Consider the following 19054-nt stretch of genomic DNA (forward strand, 5'->3'; position numbering starts at 1 on the left):
GGGGAAGCGGGAAGCGGGAGGCGGGAGGCGGGGAAGCGGGAGGCGGGAGGCGGGAGGCGGGAGGCGGGAGGCGGGGAAGCGGGAGGCGGGGAGAGCGGCGGACCTCCCGGCGGGCAACCCACGCGCCGCCGGCAGCGCAAGCCGACAGAAAACAAAAAACCCCGCCGAGGCGGGGTTCTTCCGTTGCGTGGCGCGCACGTGGCGCGCCGCGGGCAACGCTTACAGCGGGGTGATGTTCGCTGCCTGCAGGCCCTTCGGGCCGTTCTTGACTTCGAACTGCACACGCTGGTTTTCCTGCAGCGACTTGAAGCCGTCGGCGCGGATTTCCGAGAAGTGGGCGAAGAGGTCGTCACCACCTGCGTCCGGCTTGATGAAGCCAAAACCCTTGGCGTCGTTGAACCACTTGACGATACCGGTTTGCATGATTTGCTTTCCAGAAAAAGGATATAAAACGTCGCATGACGCGCGCGCCATCCGACAGGGGAACTCAAGGAAAGGACACCATGGACAACCGAAGTACCAGACGGTGGCTAACGAATGAACTGTTGCCTCGTCGCTTGAATCTAGCCGGGTTTATACGGGGGATTGGGGCCAGCGTCAAGTTGGGGCCAGCCCCAACCCCGGCCACGCGCGGGCGGGCCCGGCGCCCCCGCGGGCCCTGTGCGCCCGGTATCCGCTGTGGGATCATCACGCTTTTTGCATATCGCTTATTCGTGTGCGCCGTGGCGTATCGGGCCCATGCTGGACCAGAGTACGCATGCCGCATGATGGCGCGCCACGCGGCCATGCCGCGCAGGGATCCCTGCCGCGGACACGATAACGATACTGGAGACTTAGTCATGTCGATGCCGGAACCCGCTTCCAAGCCGGGTACGCCTTCCGTCAACCCCTCGCGCGGCCAGCCGACGCTGCTAGAGCGCCTGTTCAAGCTGCGCGAGCACCAGACCGATGTCCGCACCGAGGTCCTCGCCGGTATCACCACCTTCCTGACGATGGCGTACATTATCTTCGTCAACCCGTCGATCCTGGGCGACGCCGGCATGCCCAAGGACGCGGTCTTCGTCGCGACCTGCGTGGCCGCAGCGATCGGCACGCTGATCATGGGGTTCTACGCCAACTACCCGATTGCGATGGCGCCGGGCATGGGCCTGAACGCGTACTTTGCGTACACGGTGGTGAAGGGCATGGGATTTCCGTGGGAGGCGGCGCTGGGCGCGGTCTTTATCTCGGGCTGCCTGTTCCTGCTGGTGACGCTGTTCCGCGTGCGCGAGATGATCGTCAACGGCATCCCGCATTCCATCCGCGTGGCGATCACCGCGGGCATCGGCTTGTTCCTGGCAATCGTCGCGCTGAAGAATGCCGGCATCGTCGCCGCGAGCCCGGCAACGCTGGTTACCCTCGGCGACCTGCACCAACCCCCGGCGGTGCTCGCCATCGTCGGCTTCTTCGTGATCGTCGCGCTGGACCACCTGCGCGTGAAGGGGGCGATCCTGATCGGCATCCTGCTGACCACGCTGCTGAGCTTTGCCTTTGCCGGCAACACCTTCCACGGCGTGTTTTCGGCGCCGCCTTCGCTGAGCCCGACGCTGCTGAAGCTCGATATTTCGGCGGCGCTGTCGATCGGCATCATCAATGTCGTGCTGGTGTTCTTCCTGGTCGAGCTGTTCGATGCCACCGGCACGCTGATGGGCGTGGCCAACCGCGCCGGCCTGCTCAAGGCGGGCCGCATGGACCGGCTGAACAAGGCGCTGATGGCTGACAGCACCGCCATCATGGCCGGCTCGTTCCTCGGCACGTCGTCGACGACTGCGTATATCGAAAGCGCTTCCGGCGTGCAGGCCGGCGGGCGTACGGGGCTGACCGCGGTGACGGTGGCGGTGCTGTTCCTGGCGGCGCTGTTCATCGCGCCGCTGGCGGGCACGGTTCCGGCCTACGCCACCGCGCCGGCGCTGCTGTATGTGTCCTGCCTGATGTTGCGCGAGCTGCTGGAGATCGACTGGAACGATGTCACCGAAGTCGTGCCGGCGGTCATGACCGCGCTGGGCATGCCCTTCACATACTCGGTGGCGAATGGCGTGGCGTTCGGCTTCATCAGCTACGCGGCACTCAAGCTGCTGACCGGGCGCGCGCGCAGCGTGCCGGTGATGGTCTGGATCATCGCCGCGGTCTTTGTCTTCAAGTTCTACTACCTGCCGGGCCACTGAGCATTCCTGGCGGCAATCAAGAATGGGCGGCGTGGGCCGCCCATTCTTGATTGCACACCCCCGTTGCCCCTTCGCGGCAAGGTCGCAAGGCCGGAGCATCGGAACGCGCGCAAAGCGTACCCGTTTCTGCGGCCCTTCCGCGGCCGCACGAGCGTTCGCAGCGTACCTGTTTCTGCGGGCTGCGTTTCGACATGCCTTGCCGCGAGCCATACCACCTCGCGCATTGGCCACGCGTGCTAACGAGAGCTCTGCCATCACCCGTTCGGGGTGCGAGAGCGTACCCGTTTCTGCGTACCATGCGGGCGTGGAAACGGCGCGCCGGCGGCACGACAGGCGGGCCGCATCCAGTCCGAAATTTAGTCCAAAATTCGGTCCGAAATTTGGCTCGAAATTCGGTCGCGAATCTGTCACGAACCAGCCCGCAAGCCGCTTCCGGCGGGCCAGATCGACGGTGTGCAGGCCGGCTCATTCCAAAGTATGAGATTGGGTGTAAGTCACCCACTCAGGGCTGGACAAACCGCCCCAAATGCACTGAACTATAGGCGTGGCAAAGAGGGGCGCGGCAAGGCGCCCCTTCTTGACTCCGGTGCATGCGGCTGGATTGCCGGAGCACACCGAGCGCGCGTTGGCGCCGTCCGCTAGTCTGGGGACAGTTCGGATGAGACCGCCAGGCAAGGCGGCACGGCCACGACCAGGGAGCGTGCGGAAACACGTACGCCACGCAGAGACAAATAATTCCAAGACTGACAAGTGGTATCCGCAGACGTGTAGTGCCGGGGGATGTTGTTCAACGGGGATAATCATGACCGCAGGAGAGATTCGGCGACCCGCCATCGGGCCCGTCAGGGAGTCCATAAGCCGATCCAATAGCCGATCCATCCACCAAGCCTGGGCTGCTCTGGGGGAAGCCGCAGGCGAAACACCCGCACACCGCGCCAGCCGCGACGGCGCTGCTGCCGACGTGGCGGCCCTGCTGGCCGAGGACAGTGCGCTCAGCGACAGCGCCCGTGCCGCGGTGGAAAACCTGCTGCGCCGCCATCGCCTGCTGGAGGACGAACTGGCGCGCCAGCGCGCCATGCTGCAGGAATGGATCCTGAGCCAGCTCACCTACAAGTCGCTCTACTACCAGTACTCCGGACAGACCCCCGAGGCACCGCGCGTAGAGTTGATGCGCGAGAAGGAAGCGGTGCGCCGACGCATCCGCGAACAGCTCCAGGGTGGCAGCGGCTATCTCGCCGCGCCCGAGGAGCCGTCCCGCAGTCTGTCCACCTCGTGATACCGACGTTGCCTGCGGGCGCCAAACCGCAGCCAGTCCAGCGCCAGTCCGCGCCACGGCCACAGGCCCCGGCGCCGGGTGCCGGAACCAAGAACAAGCCAAACGTCCGGGAGATCGTGATGGACCGACTGTGCAAGGCGCCACGCACTGCGCAGATCGTAGTCGTGTCGCGTCATGAAGATTTTGGTTTTGACCCGTCCAGCTTCGGCCCCGGATGGGAACTGCGCCGCGTGCAGCAGATCCGTGACGCCGAACGCGTGGTGCGCGCGAGCCCGCCCAGCGCTGGCGTGATCGACCTGCAGGCGGAATACAGCGATGCCGAGCTTGGCCAGCTCGAACTTGCGCTGCAGCATCTGCATGTCGCCTGGGTGGCCATCACCTGCGACGCGATGCTTGCCGACGAGCGAGTGCGCGGGCTGATCCGCGACTATTGCGTGGACTACGTGCGCACGCCGTTCTCGGTGCAGGAGCTGATCTACACGCTCAAGCACGCGCATGGCATGGCGTCGCTGCATGGCGTGCGCGTGCAGGAGACGGCGTCGCGCGGCACCATGATCGGCGAGTGCGCGGCCATGCGCGCCATGTTCCGCTCGCTCGCCAAGGTGGCGCACAACGAGGCGCCGGTATTCATCTCCGGCGAATCCGGCACCGGCAAGGAACTCGCCGCGCAGGCGATTCACGATGCCTCGAGCCGGCGCAAGGGGCCGTTCATCGCCATCAACTGCGGCGCCATCCCTTCGCACCTGGTGCAGTCCGAACTGTTCGGCTACGAGAAGGGCGCGTTCACCGGCGCCAACCAGCGCAAGATCGGCTGGATCGAGCAGGCGCAGGGCGGCACGCTGTTTCTCGACGAGATCGGCGACCTGCCGCTGGAGAGCCAGGTGGCGCTGCTGCGATTCCTGCAACAGGGCACCATCACGCGCCTGGGCGGGCATCAGTCGATCCCGTTGAACCTGCGCATCATCTCGGCCACGCACGTGGACCTGGTCGCCGCGCAGGGCGACGGACGTTTCCGTTCCGACCTGTTCCACCGGCTGTGCGTGCTGACGCTGAGCATTCCGCCGCTGCGCGAGCGCGGCGAGGACATCCTCCAGCTGGCCAACGCCGTGCTGGCCGAGCATGGGCACGAGGCGCACCGGCGTATCCGCGGCTTCTCGGCATGCGCGACCCAGGCCATGATGCAGTACGCATGGCCGGGCAACGTGCGCGAGCTGATCAACCGCGTGCGCCGCGCCATCGTGATGACCGACAACCGCAAGATCACGGCCGAGGACCTGCAGCTGCACGGCGGTGCGGAACTGCCGCGCAAGACCCTCGACGCGATCCGCGAGGAGGCCGAGCGCGAGGCGATCCGCAACGTGATGGCCAGCCATGGCTTCCACGTCGTGCCGGCTGCGCGCGAACTCAACGTGTCGCGCGTGACCCTGTACCGGCTGATGCACAAGCACAATATCCGCGTGGAGAGCCAGCCCGCCGCGGGCGAGTAGGCTGGCAAGTGCGCAGCGCAAGCGCCGGTCACCGCTGTCCGCAGCTATCGAACTGCAAACAGTCGAGCCTCGGGCAGCGCGCCACAGGAAAGGGGAACCGCCGACGTCCGCTCGCCGGTTCCGCCTTTCCCCGTGCCCGCTGGCACGTCAGCGCACAACCACGCGAGGCTGGCCGGCCGTGCCTCCTCCAATCGTCCCATCCGCCGGGGCGGCCGCGAGATTCATGCTGATCTTGCCGCGCGGCGTGCGCGGCGGGCCGTTGTCATCCCGTTGCAGCCACGGCGGCGCGTCGCGCCGGTCGGGGTAGTCGCGCGCCTGTCGGCGGCCTTGCGGCGCCGCAGGTGCGGCCGCGCCTGGCGAGGTATCCTGCTGCATATGCAGTTCGCCCCAGGCCCAGCCGAAGCCACGCACGTACACATCATTGCTGACCGCCGCGTGGCTGTTGGCGCTGGCGTCGTCGGGACGATCGAACCAGGCATAGCTGGCTGCCACGGCAGGGGCCGAGAAGACCGCCAAGGCGGCCAGCACGCCTGCGGCAGGGATTGCGGCTTTCATGGCGTCTCCTCCTTGTGGAAAAAAGTGCCCGCCGGGGGACGGAGCACAAATCCGCGCGGGCACGCTGGCCCGCGTGCCCACTCAATATCGCACCAGCTCCCGGTCAGGCGCGCCGCCTTCCGGCCGGGCGCCTGCCGGCTGCGCGCGTGCAGGACGGACCCCGCGCCCGGCGCGCACCGCCGGGGCACGGCGCGCTGGCCGTGTCCAGCTGTGCCGGCTCGACCCGCGCGCGCGGGTAGGGCAGCAGTGGCGGCGAAAGCAGGTCCGTCACCGTAGGCGGGGGGCCCGCCAACCGGTATGAGCGCCGGCGCGCCGTCATGCGTGAAGGCGGATGACGCATGGCTGGTCTCTCTCCGCAGTAGTGGCTGGTTGATGGCCCGGACGCGCACGGCGTCCCTGCGGATGCTGAGCGACAAGTGTGCCAATGGCCGCAAAGGTATATCCCATGCGGGTTTGCGGCTCGTCCGGTCGTGCCGTGCGCGGCCGGGGCGGCGCCACGGGGCCATTCGGTTTCGCCGTTGCAACGCGTGCGGCGAGCGCCACCGCCGGGCGCGCCCGCGCATGTGCGGGCATGGCCGCCTGACATGCACGCCGGGTGCGGGATAGCGTGCCCCGGCAGCGGCGCATTCTTCGCATTGCACCGGGTTGCATCTTTGAAACTGGAGTTACTTCAGCCTTGCATTGGCGTAACAGCGGGGGACACGGTGGAAGACAAAGAAAGGTTCCGGGGACCTGAGGACCGGGCCTTGAACATTGCCGAGCGCGCTGCCCGCCCGGCGCTGCGGCGACGCGCGGCGCAGTACGCAGAAACGGGTACGCAGCGGGCGTCCCTCATGGCAGGGCGCGGCAAGCGGCTAGCGGCCGCCGTGGTCGTCAGCGGGACTGGCCCGGCGGGGCGGGTGCCGCTGGCAGGGCGGGAGCGGCAGCGGAGGACGAGGCCGTGGCAGTGCCTGAGATGGGTTTGGGGCCGGGCTGGCTGCGCTCGCAGCCGGCAACACCCAGCATCCCGATCACAAGCATGGCGGCCACCGGGCGTGCGGAGAGGGAACGGATCACAGATGCCTCCTTGCGCCGGCGCGCTGGCACGGATGCGCCGGCAGGTGTGCCTGATCTTAATGTAGCAGGTCGCCCCGGGGGTGCTGCTTGGGCAAGCCGCACAATGCGCAGTATGATGAACGCAAGCTACCCTTGCTGCCGGAGCGTGCCGCGGCCGCTCGCGCCAGGCGTTCCGGCTCCGTCCCTGCGTACCAGGGCTCCCGAACCTGGCAAACCCAAGGCCGTGAACGACAACTCCGAACACCGTCCCGCATCGTCCCCTGGCACCGAATCCCCGCAGCCGCGGCCCCGCCGCCCTCACTGGCTGCCGGACCGCCACACCGGTGGACGCACGCTGCGCGTGGTCACCGCGGCGGTGGCCTCCTGGTTCGATCACCGCGCCGCCAGCAAGGGCGCGGCGCTGTCCTTCTACATGCTGTTCTCGCTGGCGCCGATCCTGGTGCTGGTGATCTCGATCGCCGGCCTGTTCTTCGGCGCCGAGGCGGCGCGCGGCGAGATCTTCACCCAGATCGAAGGGCTGGTCGGCGAACAGGGCGCCACGGCGATCCAGCAGATCCTGGCCGCCACGCACCGCGCCGGCGGCAGCGGCATGGCCGCACTGATCGCCATGGGCATCCTGTTTGTCGGCGCCACCAGCGCCTTTGCCGAGCTCAAGAGCAGCCTCGACGACATCTGGCATGTGCCGGTGCCCAAGACCGCCGGCTGGCAGACGCTGCTGCGCGCGCGGCTGCTGTCGTTCAGCCTGGTGCTGGTGCTGGCCTTCATGCTGCTGGTGTCGCTGATCGTCAACGCCGCGCTGGCGGTGGTCGAGCGCATCTGGGGCCAGCTGTGGACGCAGTCCTGGTTCGCCCCGGTGGCAGACGTGATCTCGACGGCGTTTTCCTTTGCGGTCGTGACCGCGCTGTTCGCCGTGATCTTCAAGATGCTGCCCAACGCGCGCATCGCCTGGCGCGACGTGACCATGGGCGCCGTCATAACCGCGCTGCTGTTCTCGGTGGGCAAGCGGCTGATCGGCCTCTATCTGGGAAATAGTGCCGTGGCCTCTTCATACGGCGCGGCGGGCTCGGTGGTGGCGCTGATGCTGTGGATCTACTACTCGGCGCAGATCTTCTTCTTCGGCGCCGAGCTGACGCGCCAGTACGCGCTTCAGTTCGGCAGCCTGCGCGGCGTGCCGGGCATGGGAGGGGAGGGGGATGGCAAGGGCGAAGGCAAACCCCCGGCCTGGCCCGTGAACCGGTAAAATAGCGCCCCATTCCTTCCGTAAGTCCCGCAGGGCCCGGCGCAATGCCGCCTGCGGCGGCGCCGGTCCGGGTGCCGGCTGATGCCGCACCCTCTGTTCCCTCTACCTATTCCCAGCCAGATTCCGTGAGCTCGCTCGTATCCGAAATTGCGCGTCGACGCACCTTTGCCATCATCTCCCACCCCGACGCGGGCAAGACGACCCTGACCGAAAAGTTGCTGTGGTTCGGCGGCGCCATCCAGGTCGCGGGCGAGGTGCGCGCGCGCAAGGCCGACCGCCATGCCACCTCCGACTGGATGGAACTGGAAAAGCAGCGCGGCATCTCGGTGACCTCGTCGGTGATGCAGTTCCCGTATGGCCGCGGGCATGCCAGCAACAACGCGGACCGCAACGCGCAGGAGAACATCGTCAACCTGCTCGACACGCCTGGCCACGAGGACTTCTCGGAAGACACCTACCGCACGCTGACGGCGGTCGACTCGGCCGTGATGGTGATCGACTCGGTCAACGGCGTGGAAGCGCAGACCATCAAGCTGCTCAATGTCTGCCGCCTGCGCGATACGCCCATCCTCACCTTCATCAACAAGCTCGACCGCGAGGGCCGCTCGCCGATCGAGCTGCTCGATGAAATCGAGGACGTTCTGCAGATCCAGTGCGCGCCGATGACCTGGCCGATCGGCATGGGCAAGCAGTTCCGCGGCGTGTATCACCTGATCGACGACAAGGTGCAGCTGTTCGACCCGAAAGGCGACAAGGGCACCGCGGCGATCCTGGATGGCCTGGACAACCCGGAACTGGACCGCATCCTCGGCAGCCAGGCCGACGAGCTGCGCGTCGAGATCGAACTGGTGCGCGGCGCGTCGCATACCTTCGACAAGGAAGCGTTCCTCGCCGGCAAGCAGACCCCGGTCTACTTCGGCTCGGCGATCAACAACTTCGGCGTGCAGTCGTTGCTGGACGCACTGTGCGAGCTGTCACCGCCGCCGCTGGCGCGCAACACCGACACGCGCGTGGTCGAGCCGAACGAAGGCAAGTTCACCGGCTTCGTCTTCAAGATCCAGGCCAATATGGACCCGCGCCATCGCGACCGCATCGCCTTCGTGCGCGTCTGCTCGGGCCGCTTCGAGCGCGGCATGAAGCTGCTGCACGTCTCCGCCGGCAAGACCGTCGCGATCAACAACGCCATCACCTTCATGGCGCAGGACCGCAACACGACGGAAGAGGCCTACGCCGGCGACATCATCGGCGTGCCCAACCACGGCACCATCCGCCTGGGCGATGTCTTTACCGAAGGCGAGCCGCTCAAGTTCACCGGCATCCCGTCGTTCGCGCCGGAGTTCTTCCGCCGCGCGCGCCTGAATAACCCGCTCAAGGTCAAGCAGTTGCAGAAGGGCCTGCAGCAGCTGGCGGAAGAGGGCGCGACGCAGATGTTCCGTCCGCTCGCCTCCAACGACCTGGTGCTGGGCGCGGTCGGTATCCTGCAGTTCGACGTGGTGGCGCACCGGCTCGAGCATGAGTACGGCGTCGATGCCATCTTTGAGTCGCACGAGTGCGCCACGGCGCGCTGGCTCAAGGGTTCGCCCGCGGAGATCGAGAAGCTGATCGCCAAGGCCGGGCATAACGTGGCGCTGGACGGCGCCGGCGACCATGTGTACCTGGCGCCGAGCATGGTGAACCTGCGGCTGACGCAGGAGCGGTTCCCGGAGCTGCAGTTCCTGGAGACACGCGAGATCGTTTGACGATCCCGTCGCTGACAATGCAAAACGGCTCGCCTTGGCGAGCCGTTTTGCATTCGGGGGATTTGCTCCCCTCTTCCACTTGCGGGAGAGGGGCCGGGGGAGAGGGGAGCAAACACGCCGCCTTACTTGCGCCAGCTTAATACGCCAGCGACGCCTGGATATAGAAAGTCCGCGGCATCCCCACATACTTGCCCGCATTGTTGTCCGTCGAGCGCGTGAAATAGCGCTTGTCTAGCAGGTTCTTCACCCCCACCGCCACCTTCAGGTTCTGCGCCGACTTGCCGAAGTCGTAGCCCAGCCGCATGTTCAGCAGTGCATAGCCAGGGATGTCGCCCAGCGCGCCATTGGCGCTCTCCGCGGTCTGGTACGTGGTCGACGTGCTCGGGTCGCCCGGCGAATGCTGCTTCGACTGCGCGTAGCCGTCGATATTGAACGCCCAGCGGTTGCGCGCATAGCGCATGCCCACGGTGGCCACATGGCGCGAATAGAACGGCAGGTCGCGCCCGGCGAAGTTGCCCTGGTTGTAGGTGGCTTCGGTGAAGGTGTAGGTCGCATACGCCGACAGGCCGGCCAGCGACTTGTCGAGCGCGCCGAAGTCATAGCGCAGCGATGATTCCACGCCGCGGTGCGTGGTGGCGCCGAGGTTGGTCCACGCGTCCGGCGCGCCGCCGGTGCCGCCGCGCAGCTGCAGCTCGTCGTCGAAGTCGATATTGAACAGCGTCAGCTCGCCGCCCCAGCCGTTGCTGTTGAAGTGCGTGCCGATTTCGTACGTCTTCGCCTTCTCCGGCGTCAGGCCGTTGGTGGTCTGCGCGATCTGGAAGTACTGCAGCGGCCCGAACGAGACGCCGGCATTGGCGAACAGCTTCCACTGGTCGCTGACGTGGTACATCACCGCCAGCGAGGGCAGCGGCTCGTTGGACGAGACATCGTTGCGCGCGCCGGTGAAGTTGTCGGTCACGTACGACCGTATGAATTCGTAGCGCAGGCCCGGCGTGATGGTCCAGCTGCCGACGTTGATGGTGTCGTCGATATAGACCGCGTTGGCGGTGGTGCCGCCCGTGCGCGACTGGTACACCGGCGACGGCAGCGTGGTCGGATCGATGGTGCCCGGCGTGTAGAACACCGTGCGCGAGGCCTTCTCGTCGCTGGCTTCGCGCAGGAAGCGGTAGCCGACGCTGACCTCATGGCTCATGTTCTCGCCGCGGAACAGCTGCGAGTAGCGCGGCTCGATCGCGAACGTATGGTAGTTGCGCGGCGCCGAGGTCAGGCGCCGCCGGTTGGCCTGTGCGCCCGTGCCTTGCTGCTCGATATTGCTGCCGCGGAAGCTGTCGGTGTAGTACGTCAGCACCTCGAACTTGCGGTTGTTGTCGTTATGGCTGTACTTCAGGCTGAAGTCGTTGCGGCGGCCGTCGAAATTGTCATAGGGCCGCACCGACTGGAACGGGTCGGCCGCGTACTGCGCCGGGGTCAGGCCGCCGGGCATGCCGGCCCTGCCCTCGTAGTAGTGGAAGGCAGCGCTCAGTTCGTCGGTCTTCGAGATCCGGTAGTTGCCCTTGAGCAGCAGGTCGTCGATATTGACGTGGTCGTTGCTCTCGCGATAGCCGTTGCCGTGGATGCCCGAATACAGCAGCGCGCCGCCCAGCCCGTTGTCGTTGGTGCCGCCGATGAACGCGGTCGGGTTGGTCTTGACGTTGCCGCCGTGGCTGTAGATGTCGGTCGAGACCGAGGCGTCGGCCGCGAAGGTCTGCGGGATCGACCGCGTCGCGAAGTTGATGATGCCGCCCACGTTCTGCGGGCCGTAGCGCACCGAACCGGCGCCGCGCACCACGTCGATGCTTTCCAGGTTGCCCAGCGACAGCGGCGCCATCGACAGCTGCGGCTGGCCATAGGGCGCCACCGCCAGCGGCACGCCGTCCATCAGGATGGTCGAGCGCGGCGACAGGCGCGCAGTCAGGCCGCGCACGCCCACGTTCAGCGACACATCGCTGCCGCCGGTGCCGTTGTTCTCCTGCACCTGCACGCCCGGGACGCGGCGCAGCACTTCGCGCACGTTGTTGGCGCCGGCTTCCTGGAAAGTCACGCGGTCGACGATGGTGCGGGCGCCGGGGTGCTCCAGCACCTTGGCTTCATCGGCGTTGTCGAGCCAGTTGCCGACCACGGTGACGGCATTGAGGGTGGTTTCCGCGTTGGCGCTGCCGGCTGCGGGAGCCGTGGCTGCGTTCTGGGCATGGACGGGGAGGGCGAACAACAGGGCGGCGCCGATGGCACCGGCGGTGGGACGGAAAGCGGGCTGCAAGATGAAAATCCTGAAAGGGCAGCGCAGTCCACTGGCGGATGCGCCGAATGGGGCCGGATTATAAGTGCGAGTGATTCTCAGACGCGATTAGTCAGATCAAACGGGGACGTTTGTCGCATCCATGCATCAGCTTGGATACATTTGCACTGTAAAATATGACAAAAGATCCACTTATCTTGACTGCTGGCGCGCAGGGCATGCACGTGTATGCACTAATTCAGCAGCCACCGTAAAATCGTGGCTTTACTCCGCCGCTTGCCGGGCGCCTTTGCAGCACATTGCTGCGCTTTGCCGCGGCGCCTTCGCAGTCCGATCCCGTCCTTCGCATCCATGTCTTCCCCTGCCACCGTCCCGGCCGCCGAGCCGGATAGCGTCTTTGGCGACGCCGCGTTCCGCCGCTACTGGTTCGCCCGCCTGTGCACCACCATCGGCTACCAGATCTTTACCGTGGCGGTGGGCTGGCAGATGTACGACCTGACGCGCGACCCGCTGATGCTGGGCATGGTCGGGCTGGTGCAGTTCCTGCCCTCGGTGGTGCTGATCCTGATGTCCGGCCACGTTGCCGACCGCTTCGACCGGCGCCGCATCGTGCGCACGTGCCAGTCGATCGAAGCGCTGCTGGCCGCCGGCATGGCGGTGGCCAGCCTTACCGGCTGGATCGACAGCCATCACATCTTTATCTTCGTGGCACTGATCGGCGCCACCCGCGCGTTCGAGAACCCCACGCTGCAGGCGCTGCTGCCCAGCGTGGTGGCGCCGCGCCAGCTGCCGCGCGCAGTGGCGCTGGCCAGTTCCGCCGGGCAGACTGCGATCATCATCGGCCCGGCCATCGGCGGCTTTGCCTATGTGGCGGGCCCCGGCGTGGTGTACGCGCTGAGCGCGACGCTGTTCGTCATCGCCGCGGTGCTGGTCAGCGGCATCACGCTGCGCCAGGCCGCGCAGCGGCTGACCGCGCCGGTCAGCGTGAGCACGGTGTTTGCCGGCTTTGCCTATATCCGCAGCCGGCCGGTGCTGCTGGGTGCGATCTCGCTGGACCTGTTCGCGGTGCTGCTGGGCGGCGCGGTGGCGCTGCTGCCGATCTATGCGCGCGACATCCTGCATACCGGGCCGTGGGGCCTGGGGCTGCTGCGCTCGTCGCCGGCGGTCGGTGCGCTGGTCATGGCGCTGTGGCTGGCGCGCCATCCGCTGAACCGGCGCTCCGGGCGCATCATGTTCGGCGCGGTGGCGCTGTTCGGCGTCGCCACCGTGGTGTTTGGGGTGTCGACGTGGCTGCCGCTGTCGATGGCCGCGCTGGTGGTGCTTGGCGCCTCGGACATGATCAGCGTGGTGGTGCGCTCGACGCTGGTCCAGCTCGATACGCCCGACGACATGCGCGGGCGTGTCGGCGCGGTCAACTCGGTATTCATCGGTGCCTCCAACCAGCTGGGCGAGTTCGAATCCGGCGTGACCGCCGCGCTGTTCGGGCCAGTGGGCGCGGTGATCCTTGGGGGCGTCGGCACGTTGCTGGTGGTGGCGGTGTGGATGCGGTTGTTCCCGGCGCTGGCCTCGCGCGACCGGCTGCATGAACTCGCCACCTGACAAGCGCAGATTGTTCGCCGCCCAGATCTGTCCAGGCTGTGGTGGGGCCACGAAGCGTACCCGTTTCTGCGTAGCTCCTGCTTAGTCCTTGGCTGGCTGCCGCATGAGCAGCCACCGCCCGGCTGACGGTATAGTCCAGCTTTGTGCGGCGGCTTTCCGGACCAACTTTCGTCGCTGAAAGTTGCCCCGGGGCGCCCCGCCGACGTCGCCCCGCCAGCTCCTGTCAGCCCCCGTCACATGGCCGCTCCGTCCGATCCGCTCCAGCGCCACGCGGTCTTCGCCGCGCTCACCGGCTCGCGCGCGTCGCTGGAGCGCGCGGCCATGCTGGGCGATGGGCTGGGCGTGGCGCTATGGCGCAACCGGGACGACGATACCGCCTACGCCCATCCCGGCCATCACACGGTTTCGGTCTACCTGGAAGGCGGCCTTGGCACCTACCGGCGCGACCAGCCCGGCAACAAGGGCGCGCCCGGGCGGCTCTGCCTGTTGCCGGCGGACCATGAGTCGCGCTGGCACGTGGGCGGCCCGCAGCGCTTCGTTCACCTGTATTTCAGGCCGGAGATGCTGGCCTGGCACTGCGTGCGCCTGCTCGACCGCGAGCCGCGTTCAGTGGCGCTGCGCGACCTGACCTTTGCCGACGATCCGTTCCTGTACGCATTGAGCCAGCGGCTGGCCGCGCTCGACTGGCACCACCCCGATGCGCGCATGGCCTGCAATGCGCTGGCGCACGAGGCGGTCAGCCACCTGGTGCTGCAGCATGCCGGGCGCGCCGCGCCGGCGGACTGGCGCGGCGGCCTGTCGGCGCAGGCGAGGCGCACGGTGCGCGACTGGATCGAGGCCCATCCGGCGCACAACCCGACCCTGGGCGAGCTGGCCGCTCTGGCGGGCCTGTCGGAGTTCCACTTCGCGCGCATGTTCCGGGTCTCGTTTGGCATGCCGCCGCATGCCTGGATCCTGAGGGCGCGGCTCGAGCGCGCCCGCCAGCTGCTGGCCGAGCCATGGCCTGGCCTGCATGAAGTAGCCGTGCGTGCCGGGTTTGCCTCGGCCAGCCACCTGAGCCACCGCTTCCGTGCCGCGTTCGGGGTCACGCCCGGCACCTGGCGCGCGGGATCGTCGCGCTCCGCGTGACTCGCCGCCAGCCTTGCCGGGCAAGGGCTGGGGAGACGGGGTACGCACTGCTGGCGGATTGTGCGGGAAACCAATTGGCGCCCGGTTATGCCCTTTCGGTGTGGCGCGCCATGTCTTTGTCTGTGATCGTCTGACATCGCGCGATCAATATTCACTAATTACATAAAAATTTGCGAGTCCGCCGGTTATCGGCGAGGCGCCGCATTCCCGGTGACAGCACGCAGAAACGGGTACGCAGACGCTGCCGCCGAATACCGCCGAACGTGCGCTACTTGCCCTCGTTGGCAAACAGCGTGCAGGCGCCGCTTTCGGCCGTGCTCACATTGCTGCGGAAGGCCGCGAACAGGTCGCGGCCGACGCCGTGCCGGTTGGCACTGAGGTCCGGATGGGCGGCCTCGCGCGCGCGCCATTCGTCTTCCGGCACCAGCACGTCAAGCACGCCCGCGGGCGCATCCACGCGCATCATGTCGCCGGTGCGCACGCGCGCGATCGTGCCGCCGCGCAACGCCTCGGGACAGACATGGATCGCCGCCGGCACCTTGCCAGATGCGCCCGACATGCGCCCGTCGGTGACCAGCGCGACATGGAAGCCGCGATCCTGCAGCACCGTCAGCGTCGGCGTCAGCTTGTGCAACTCGGGCATGCCGCATGCGGCCGGGCCCTGCCACGGCAGTACCGCGACAAAGTCGCGCTCCAGCTCGCCGCGCTTGAATGCGTGCAGCAGGTCGTCCTGACGCTCGAACACGATCGCCGGCGCCTGAACGACCTGGTGCTCCAATTTGACCGCCGAGGTCTTGATCACCGCGCGGCCCAGCTTGCCGTCCAGCACCTTGATGCCGCCGTCCGGCAAGAACGGCTTGTCGGCGCTGCGCACGATGCTGTCATCGAGCGGCGCCGCCGGGCCGTCGATCCAGCCCAGCTTGCCGTCGCGCAGCACTGGCTCGCGCGTATAGTCCTCCAGCCCGCGGCCGAAGATGGTGGTCACGTCGTCATGCAGCAGTCCCAGCGACAGCAGCCCGCGGATCACCACCGGCAGCCCGCCGGCCGCCTGGAACTGGTTTACGTCCGCCTTGCCGTTGGGGTACACGCGCGCCAGCAGCGGCACCACCGCGGACAGCTCGTCAAAGTCGTCCCACCCCAGCACGATGCCGCCCACGCGCGCCATCGCAATCAGGTGCAGCGTGTGGTTGGTCGAGCCGCCGGTGGCCAGCAGCCCGACGATGCCGTTGACGAAGGCGCGTTCGTCCAGCACCTCGGCCACCGGCGTGTAGCGCTCGCCGCCATGCACCAGCTTGAGCGCCTGGCGCGCGGACTCGCGCGTGAGCGCCTCGCGCAGAGGCGTGCCGGGGTTGACGAAGGCGGTGCCCGGCAGGTGCAGCCCCATCATTTCCATCAGCATCTGGTTGGAATTGGCGGTGCCGTAGAAGGTGCAGGTGCCGGGGCCGTGATAGGAGCGGGTCTCGGCTTCGAGCAGCGCCTCACGCCCGATCTTGCCTTCGGCATAGAGCTGGCGCGTGCGCGCCTTCTCGTCGTTGCTGATACCGGTGGTCATCGGCCCGCCCGGCACGAACACCGCGGGCAGGTGGCCGAACGACAGCGCGCCCATCACCAGGCCGGGCACGATCTTGTCGCACACGCCCAGGTACAGCGCGGCATCGAACATCTGGTGCGACAGCGCCACGGCCGAAGCCAGCGCGATCACGTCGCGCGAGAACAGCGACAGGTCCATGCCGTCCTGGCCCTGCGTCACGCCATCGCACATCGCCGGCGTGCCGCCCGCGAACTGCGCGGTGCCGCCGGACTCCAGCGCGGCTTCCTTGATCCATTGGGGATAGGCCGCCAGCGGCTGGTGCGCCGACAGCATGTCGTTGTAGGCGGAGACGATCGCCAGGTTGGGCCGCTCGTCGGCCTTCAGCCGGATCTTTGCTTCGTCAGGCATCGCGGCCACCGCGTGGGCCAGGTTGGTACAGGAGAGCTGGGCGCGTTCCACTTTCTGCCCGGCCATGGCGCGGGTGCGGTCCAGGTACGCCTGGCGGGTGGCGGCACTGCGGGAGACGATGCGGGCGGTGACCCGCTCGAGCACTGGATGACGTGGCATGGGGTTCTCCTGCGGGGGAGCTTTCAGCCTAGCGCACTTTGCCGGGCGCTGCACGCCGGAGGCCCGCCCGCGGCCCGGGCGCGCCACGCAGAAATGGGTACGCTTGCCTCGCCAAGCCGTAGCGACTCACGTAAACTTGCCGCAACACGGCCCGCCAGCGCGCGATGGCCGCCACAACTCGAATCCTCCCGAATCCTCAAGGAGCACAGGGTGAGCATGCCTGATTTCGACATGGTGCTGTTCGGCGGCACCGGCGACCTGGCGCGGCGCAAGCTGCTGCCTTCCCTGTTCGACGCGCACCACGCCGGCCTGCTGCATCCGGCTGCGCGTATCCTCGCCACCGGCAGCCAGCCGTTGTCGACCGGCGACTACCTCGCGTCGCTGGAGCAGACCGTGCGGCCCGCATTGGCCCATGCGCCGCCGGAGTCATGGGAGAAGTTCTGCGCGCGCATCACCTACGTGCAGGCCGACGCACGCGTGCCCGCGCATTTCGATGCGCTTGCCGACAAGGTGCTGTCGCGCAGGCCGGAAGTGGTGGTGTGCTATCTCGCCACCGCGCCGCACCTGTTCGTGTCGATCTGCGAGCAGCTCGCCCGCACCGGGCTCAATACGCGCACGGCGCCAAACGTACGCATCGTGCTGGAAAAACCGCTGGGCCATGACCTCGACTCGAACGAGGCGATCAATTCGGCGGTAGCCAACTACTTCGCCGAAGAGCAGATCTACCGTATCGACCATTACCTCGGCAAGGAGTCGGTGCAGAACCTGATGGCGATCCGCTTTGGCAATGCCCTGTTCGAGCCGCTGTGGCGGCGCGAGTGGGTCCGGGACGTGCAGATCACCATCGCCGAAGAGCTCGGCGTGGAAACGCGCGGCGATTTCTACGACCAGACCGGCGCGCTGCGCGACATGGTGCAGAACCACCTGCTGCAGCTGCTGTGCATGGTGGCGATGGAGCCGCCCGCCAGCCTATCGGAGGACGCCATCCGCGACGAGAAGATCAAGATCCTGAAGGCGCTCAAGCCGATCACGCCGCAGGACGTCGCCGAGAAAACCGTGCGCGGCCAGTACCGCGCCGGCGCCATCGGCGGCAAGCCGGTGCCGGGCTACACCGATGAGGCCGGCATCGCCGCGGACAGCCGCACCGAGACCTTTGTCGCGATCAAGGCGGAGATCGCCAACTGGCGCTGGGAAGGCGTGCCGTTCTACCTGCGCACCGGCAAGCGCATGCAGGCACGCGTGGCCGAGATCGTGATCCACTTCCGCGACGTGCCGCACGCGATCTTTCCGCGCCCGCTGACGCTGTCGCCGCAGAACCGGCTGGTGATCCAGCTGCAACCCGAAGAAAGCATCCGGCTGTATTGCCTGGTCAAGCAGCCCGGCGACACGCTCGAGCTGACGCCGACCTCGCTCGACCTCGACTTCGCCAACTCGTTCAAGGTGCGCCGCGCCGGCGCCTACGAGCGGCTGCTGCTGGACGTGATCCGCGGCCGGCTGGGTCTGTTCGTGCGCCGCGACGAGCAGGTGCAGGCGTGGCGCTGGGTCGAGCCCATCATCGATACATGGGAAGCCAGCACGGTACCGCCCAAGCCCTACACCGCCGGCACCTGGGGCCCGGCCGCGTCGTCGGCGCTGATGTCGCGCGACGGCGGCTTGTGGCACGAAGAAGCCTGAACCAGAGGGAACCATATGCGCCTGTTTGAACATCCCACCCCGATGGACCAGGCCGAGGCCCTGGCCATCTCGATCAGCAATGCGCTCGAACTCGCCATCCGCGTCAACGGCTGGGCGGTGCTGGCGGTGTCCGGCGGACGCTCGCCGGTGCCGATGTTCGAGCGGCTGCGCTACCGTCCGCTGCGCTGGGAAGCGGTGACGGTGACGCTGGTCGACGAACGCGTGGTGCCGCCCGACCACCCCGACAGCAATGCCGCGCTGGTGCGCGCGCACCTGCTGCGCGAGGCCGCGGGCAGCGCCGCCTTTATCCCGCTGGTAGCCGATGCGCAGGACGTGGCCGACCCAACCGCGGCGGTGGCGCGCGCGAATCGCGCGTTCCGCCAGCCTGACGTGGTGGTGCTCGGCATGGGCGAGGATGGGCATACCGCGTCGCTGTTCCCGGACGCGCCCGAACTCCAGGACGCGCTGAGCGATCCGCAGCCGGCCTACCTGCTGACGCATCCGGGCACCGCGCCGCATGCGCGGATCACGCTGAACCTGGCCGCGCTGCTGGCGGCCGAACGCGCCTTCCTGTCCGTCACTGGCGAAGCCAAGGCAAAGGTGCTCGAACGCGTGCTGCAGGGGCCGACGCCGGCGCTGCCGGTGAGCCTGGTGGCGTCGCGCCACCGGCATGGATTCGATGTGTTCAAGGCCTGAATTCTGACTGAAGGGGACGTGACCGAC

13 protein-coding genes are annotated in these 19054 nt (G+C 67.5%); 9 read left to right on the plus strand and 4 right to left on the minus strand.

The window, feature by feature from the left end; genetic code table 11:
• Nucleotides 1-219: 219 nt before the first annotated feature.
• Nucleotides 220-423, minus strand: coding sequence for a cold-shock protein (locus ACAD63_RS21915; RefSeq protein ID WP_010811149.1), 204 nt, complete (start codon nt 421-423; stop codon nt 220-222).
• A 416-nt stretch (nt 424-839) separates the two neighbouring features.
• Between ACAD63_RS21915 and ACAD63_RS21920 the strand changes: the two genes are divergently transcribed.
• The 3 genes from ACAD63_RS21920 to ACAD63_RS21930 all read left to right on the plus strand — a co-directional run bounded on the left by ACAD63_RS21920 (nt 840) and on the right by ACAD63_RS21930 (nt 4967).
• A complete protein-coding gene (locus ACAD63_RS21920) occupies nt 840-2204 on the plus strand; it encodes an NCS2 family permease (protein WP_135703353.1) in 1365 nt (454 codons plus the stop codon).
• Between the two features lie 802 nt (nt 2205-3006).
• Complete coding sequence (locus tag ACAD63_RS21925; RefSeq protein WP_133095566.1) at nt 3007-3480, plus strand: hypothetical protein; 474 nt, start codon at nt 3007-3009, stop codon at nt 3478-3480.
• Nucleotides 3481-3599: 119 nt separating this feature from the next.
• Nucleotides 3600-4967: a sigma-54 dependent transcriptional regulator gene (locus ACAD63_RS21930; protein WP_133095567.1), complete on the plus strand. Its 1368-nt coding sequence runs from the start codon at nt 3600-3602 to the stop codon at nt 4965-4967.
• A gap of 147 nt (nt 4968-5114) precedes the next feature.
• Here ACAD63_RS21930 and ACAD63_RS21935 read toward each other — a convergent pair whose 3' ends face one another.
• Entirely contained in the window at nt 5115-5522 is a 408-nt protein-coding gene (locus tag ACAD63_RS21935) for a hypothetical protein (RefSeq protein ID WP_135703352.1), read from the minus strand.
• A 1159-nt stretch (nt 5523-6681) separates the two neighbouring features.
• On the opposite strand from ACAD63_RS21935, the gene ACAD63_RS21940 reads away from it, so the two are divergent.
• On the plus strand, nt 6682-7818 hold the full coding sequence (locus ACAD63_RS21940; RefSeq protein WP_371704425.1) for a YhjD/YihY/BrkB family envelope integrity protein: 1137 nt from the start codon (nt 6682-6684) through the stop codon (nt 7816-7818).
• A gap of 125 nt (nt 7819-7943) precedes the next feature.
• A complete protein-coding gene (locus ACAD63_RS21945) occupies nt 7944-9557 on the plus strand; it encodes a peptide chain release factor 3 (RefSeq protein WP_434034336.1) in 1614 nt (537 codons plus the stop codon).
• 136 nt (nt 9558-9693) lie between these two features.
• Here ACAD63_RS21945 and ACAD63_RS21950 read toward each other — a convergent pair whose 3' ends face one another.
• A complete protein-coding gene (locus ACAD63_RS21950; protein WP_434034337.1) occupies nt 9694-11853 on the minus strand; it encodes a TonB-dependent receptor family protein in 2160 nt (719 codons plus the stop codon).
• 330 nt (nt 11854-12183) lie between these two features.
• Here ACAD63_RS21950 and ACAD63_RS21955 point away from each other — a divergent pair, with 330 nt between their 5' ends.
• Both ACAD63_RS21955 and ACAD63_RS21960 read left to right on the plus strand, forming a co-directional pair.
• Nucleotides 12184-13431, plus strand: coding sequence for an MFS transporter (locus ACAD63_RS21955; RefSeq protein WP_434034338.1), 1248 nt, complete (start codon nt 12184-12186; stop codon nt 13429-13431).
• 237 nt (nt 13432-13668) lie between these two features.
• Nucleotides 13669-14559: a helix-turn-helix domain-containing protein gene (locus tag ACAD63_RS21960; RefSeq protein ID WP_135703349.1), complete on the plus strand. Its 891-nt coding sequence runs from the start codon at nt 13669-13671 to the stop codon at nt 14557-14559.
• 268 nt (nt 14560-14827) lie between these two features.
• On the opposite strand, the gene edd is transcribed toward ACAD63_RS21960, so the two are convergent.
• Nucleotides 14828-16657 carry a phosphogluconate dehydratase gene (gene edd, locus ACAD63_RS21965; RefSeq protein WP_434034339.1) on the minus strand — a complete coding sequence of 610 codons (1830 nt, stop codon included), beginning with the start codon at nt 16655-16657 and terminating at the stop codon, nt 14828-14830.
• 216 nt (nt 16658-16873) lie between these two features.
• Between edd and zwf the strand changes: the two genes are divergently transcribed.
• Complete coding sequence (gene zwf / locus ACAD63_RS21970; protein ID WP_133095575.1) at nt 16874-18331, plus strand: glucose-6-phosphate dehydrogenase; 1458 nt, start codon at nt 16874-16876, stop codon at nt 18329-18331.
• Nucleotides 18332-18346: 15 nt separating this feature from the next.
• On the plus strand, nt 18347-19027 hold the full coding sequence (pgl, locus tag ACAD63_RS21975) for a 6-phosphogluconolactonase (RefSeq protein ID WP_195430375.1): 681 nt from the start codon (nt 18347-18349) through the stop codon (nt 19025-19027).
• Nucleotides 19028-19054: the final 27 nt, after the last annotated feature.

Source organism: Cupriavidus sp. a3, from assembly GCF_051015765.1.
GTDB lineage: Bacteria > Pseudomonadota > Gammaproteobacteria > Burkholderiales > Burkholderiaceae > Cupriavidus > Cupriavidus oxalaticus_A.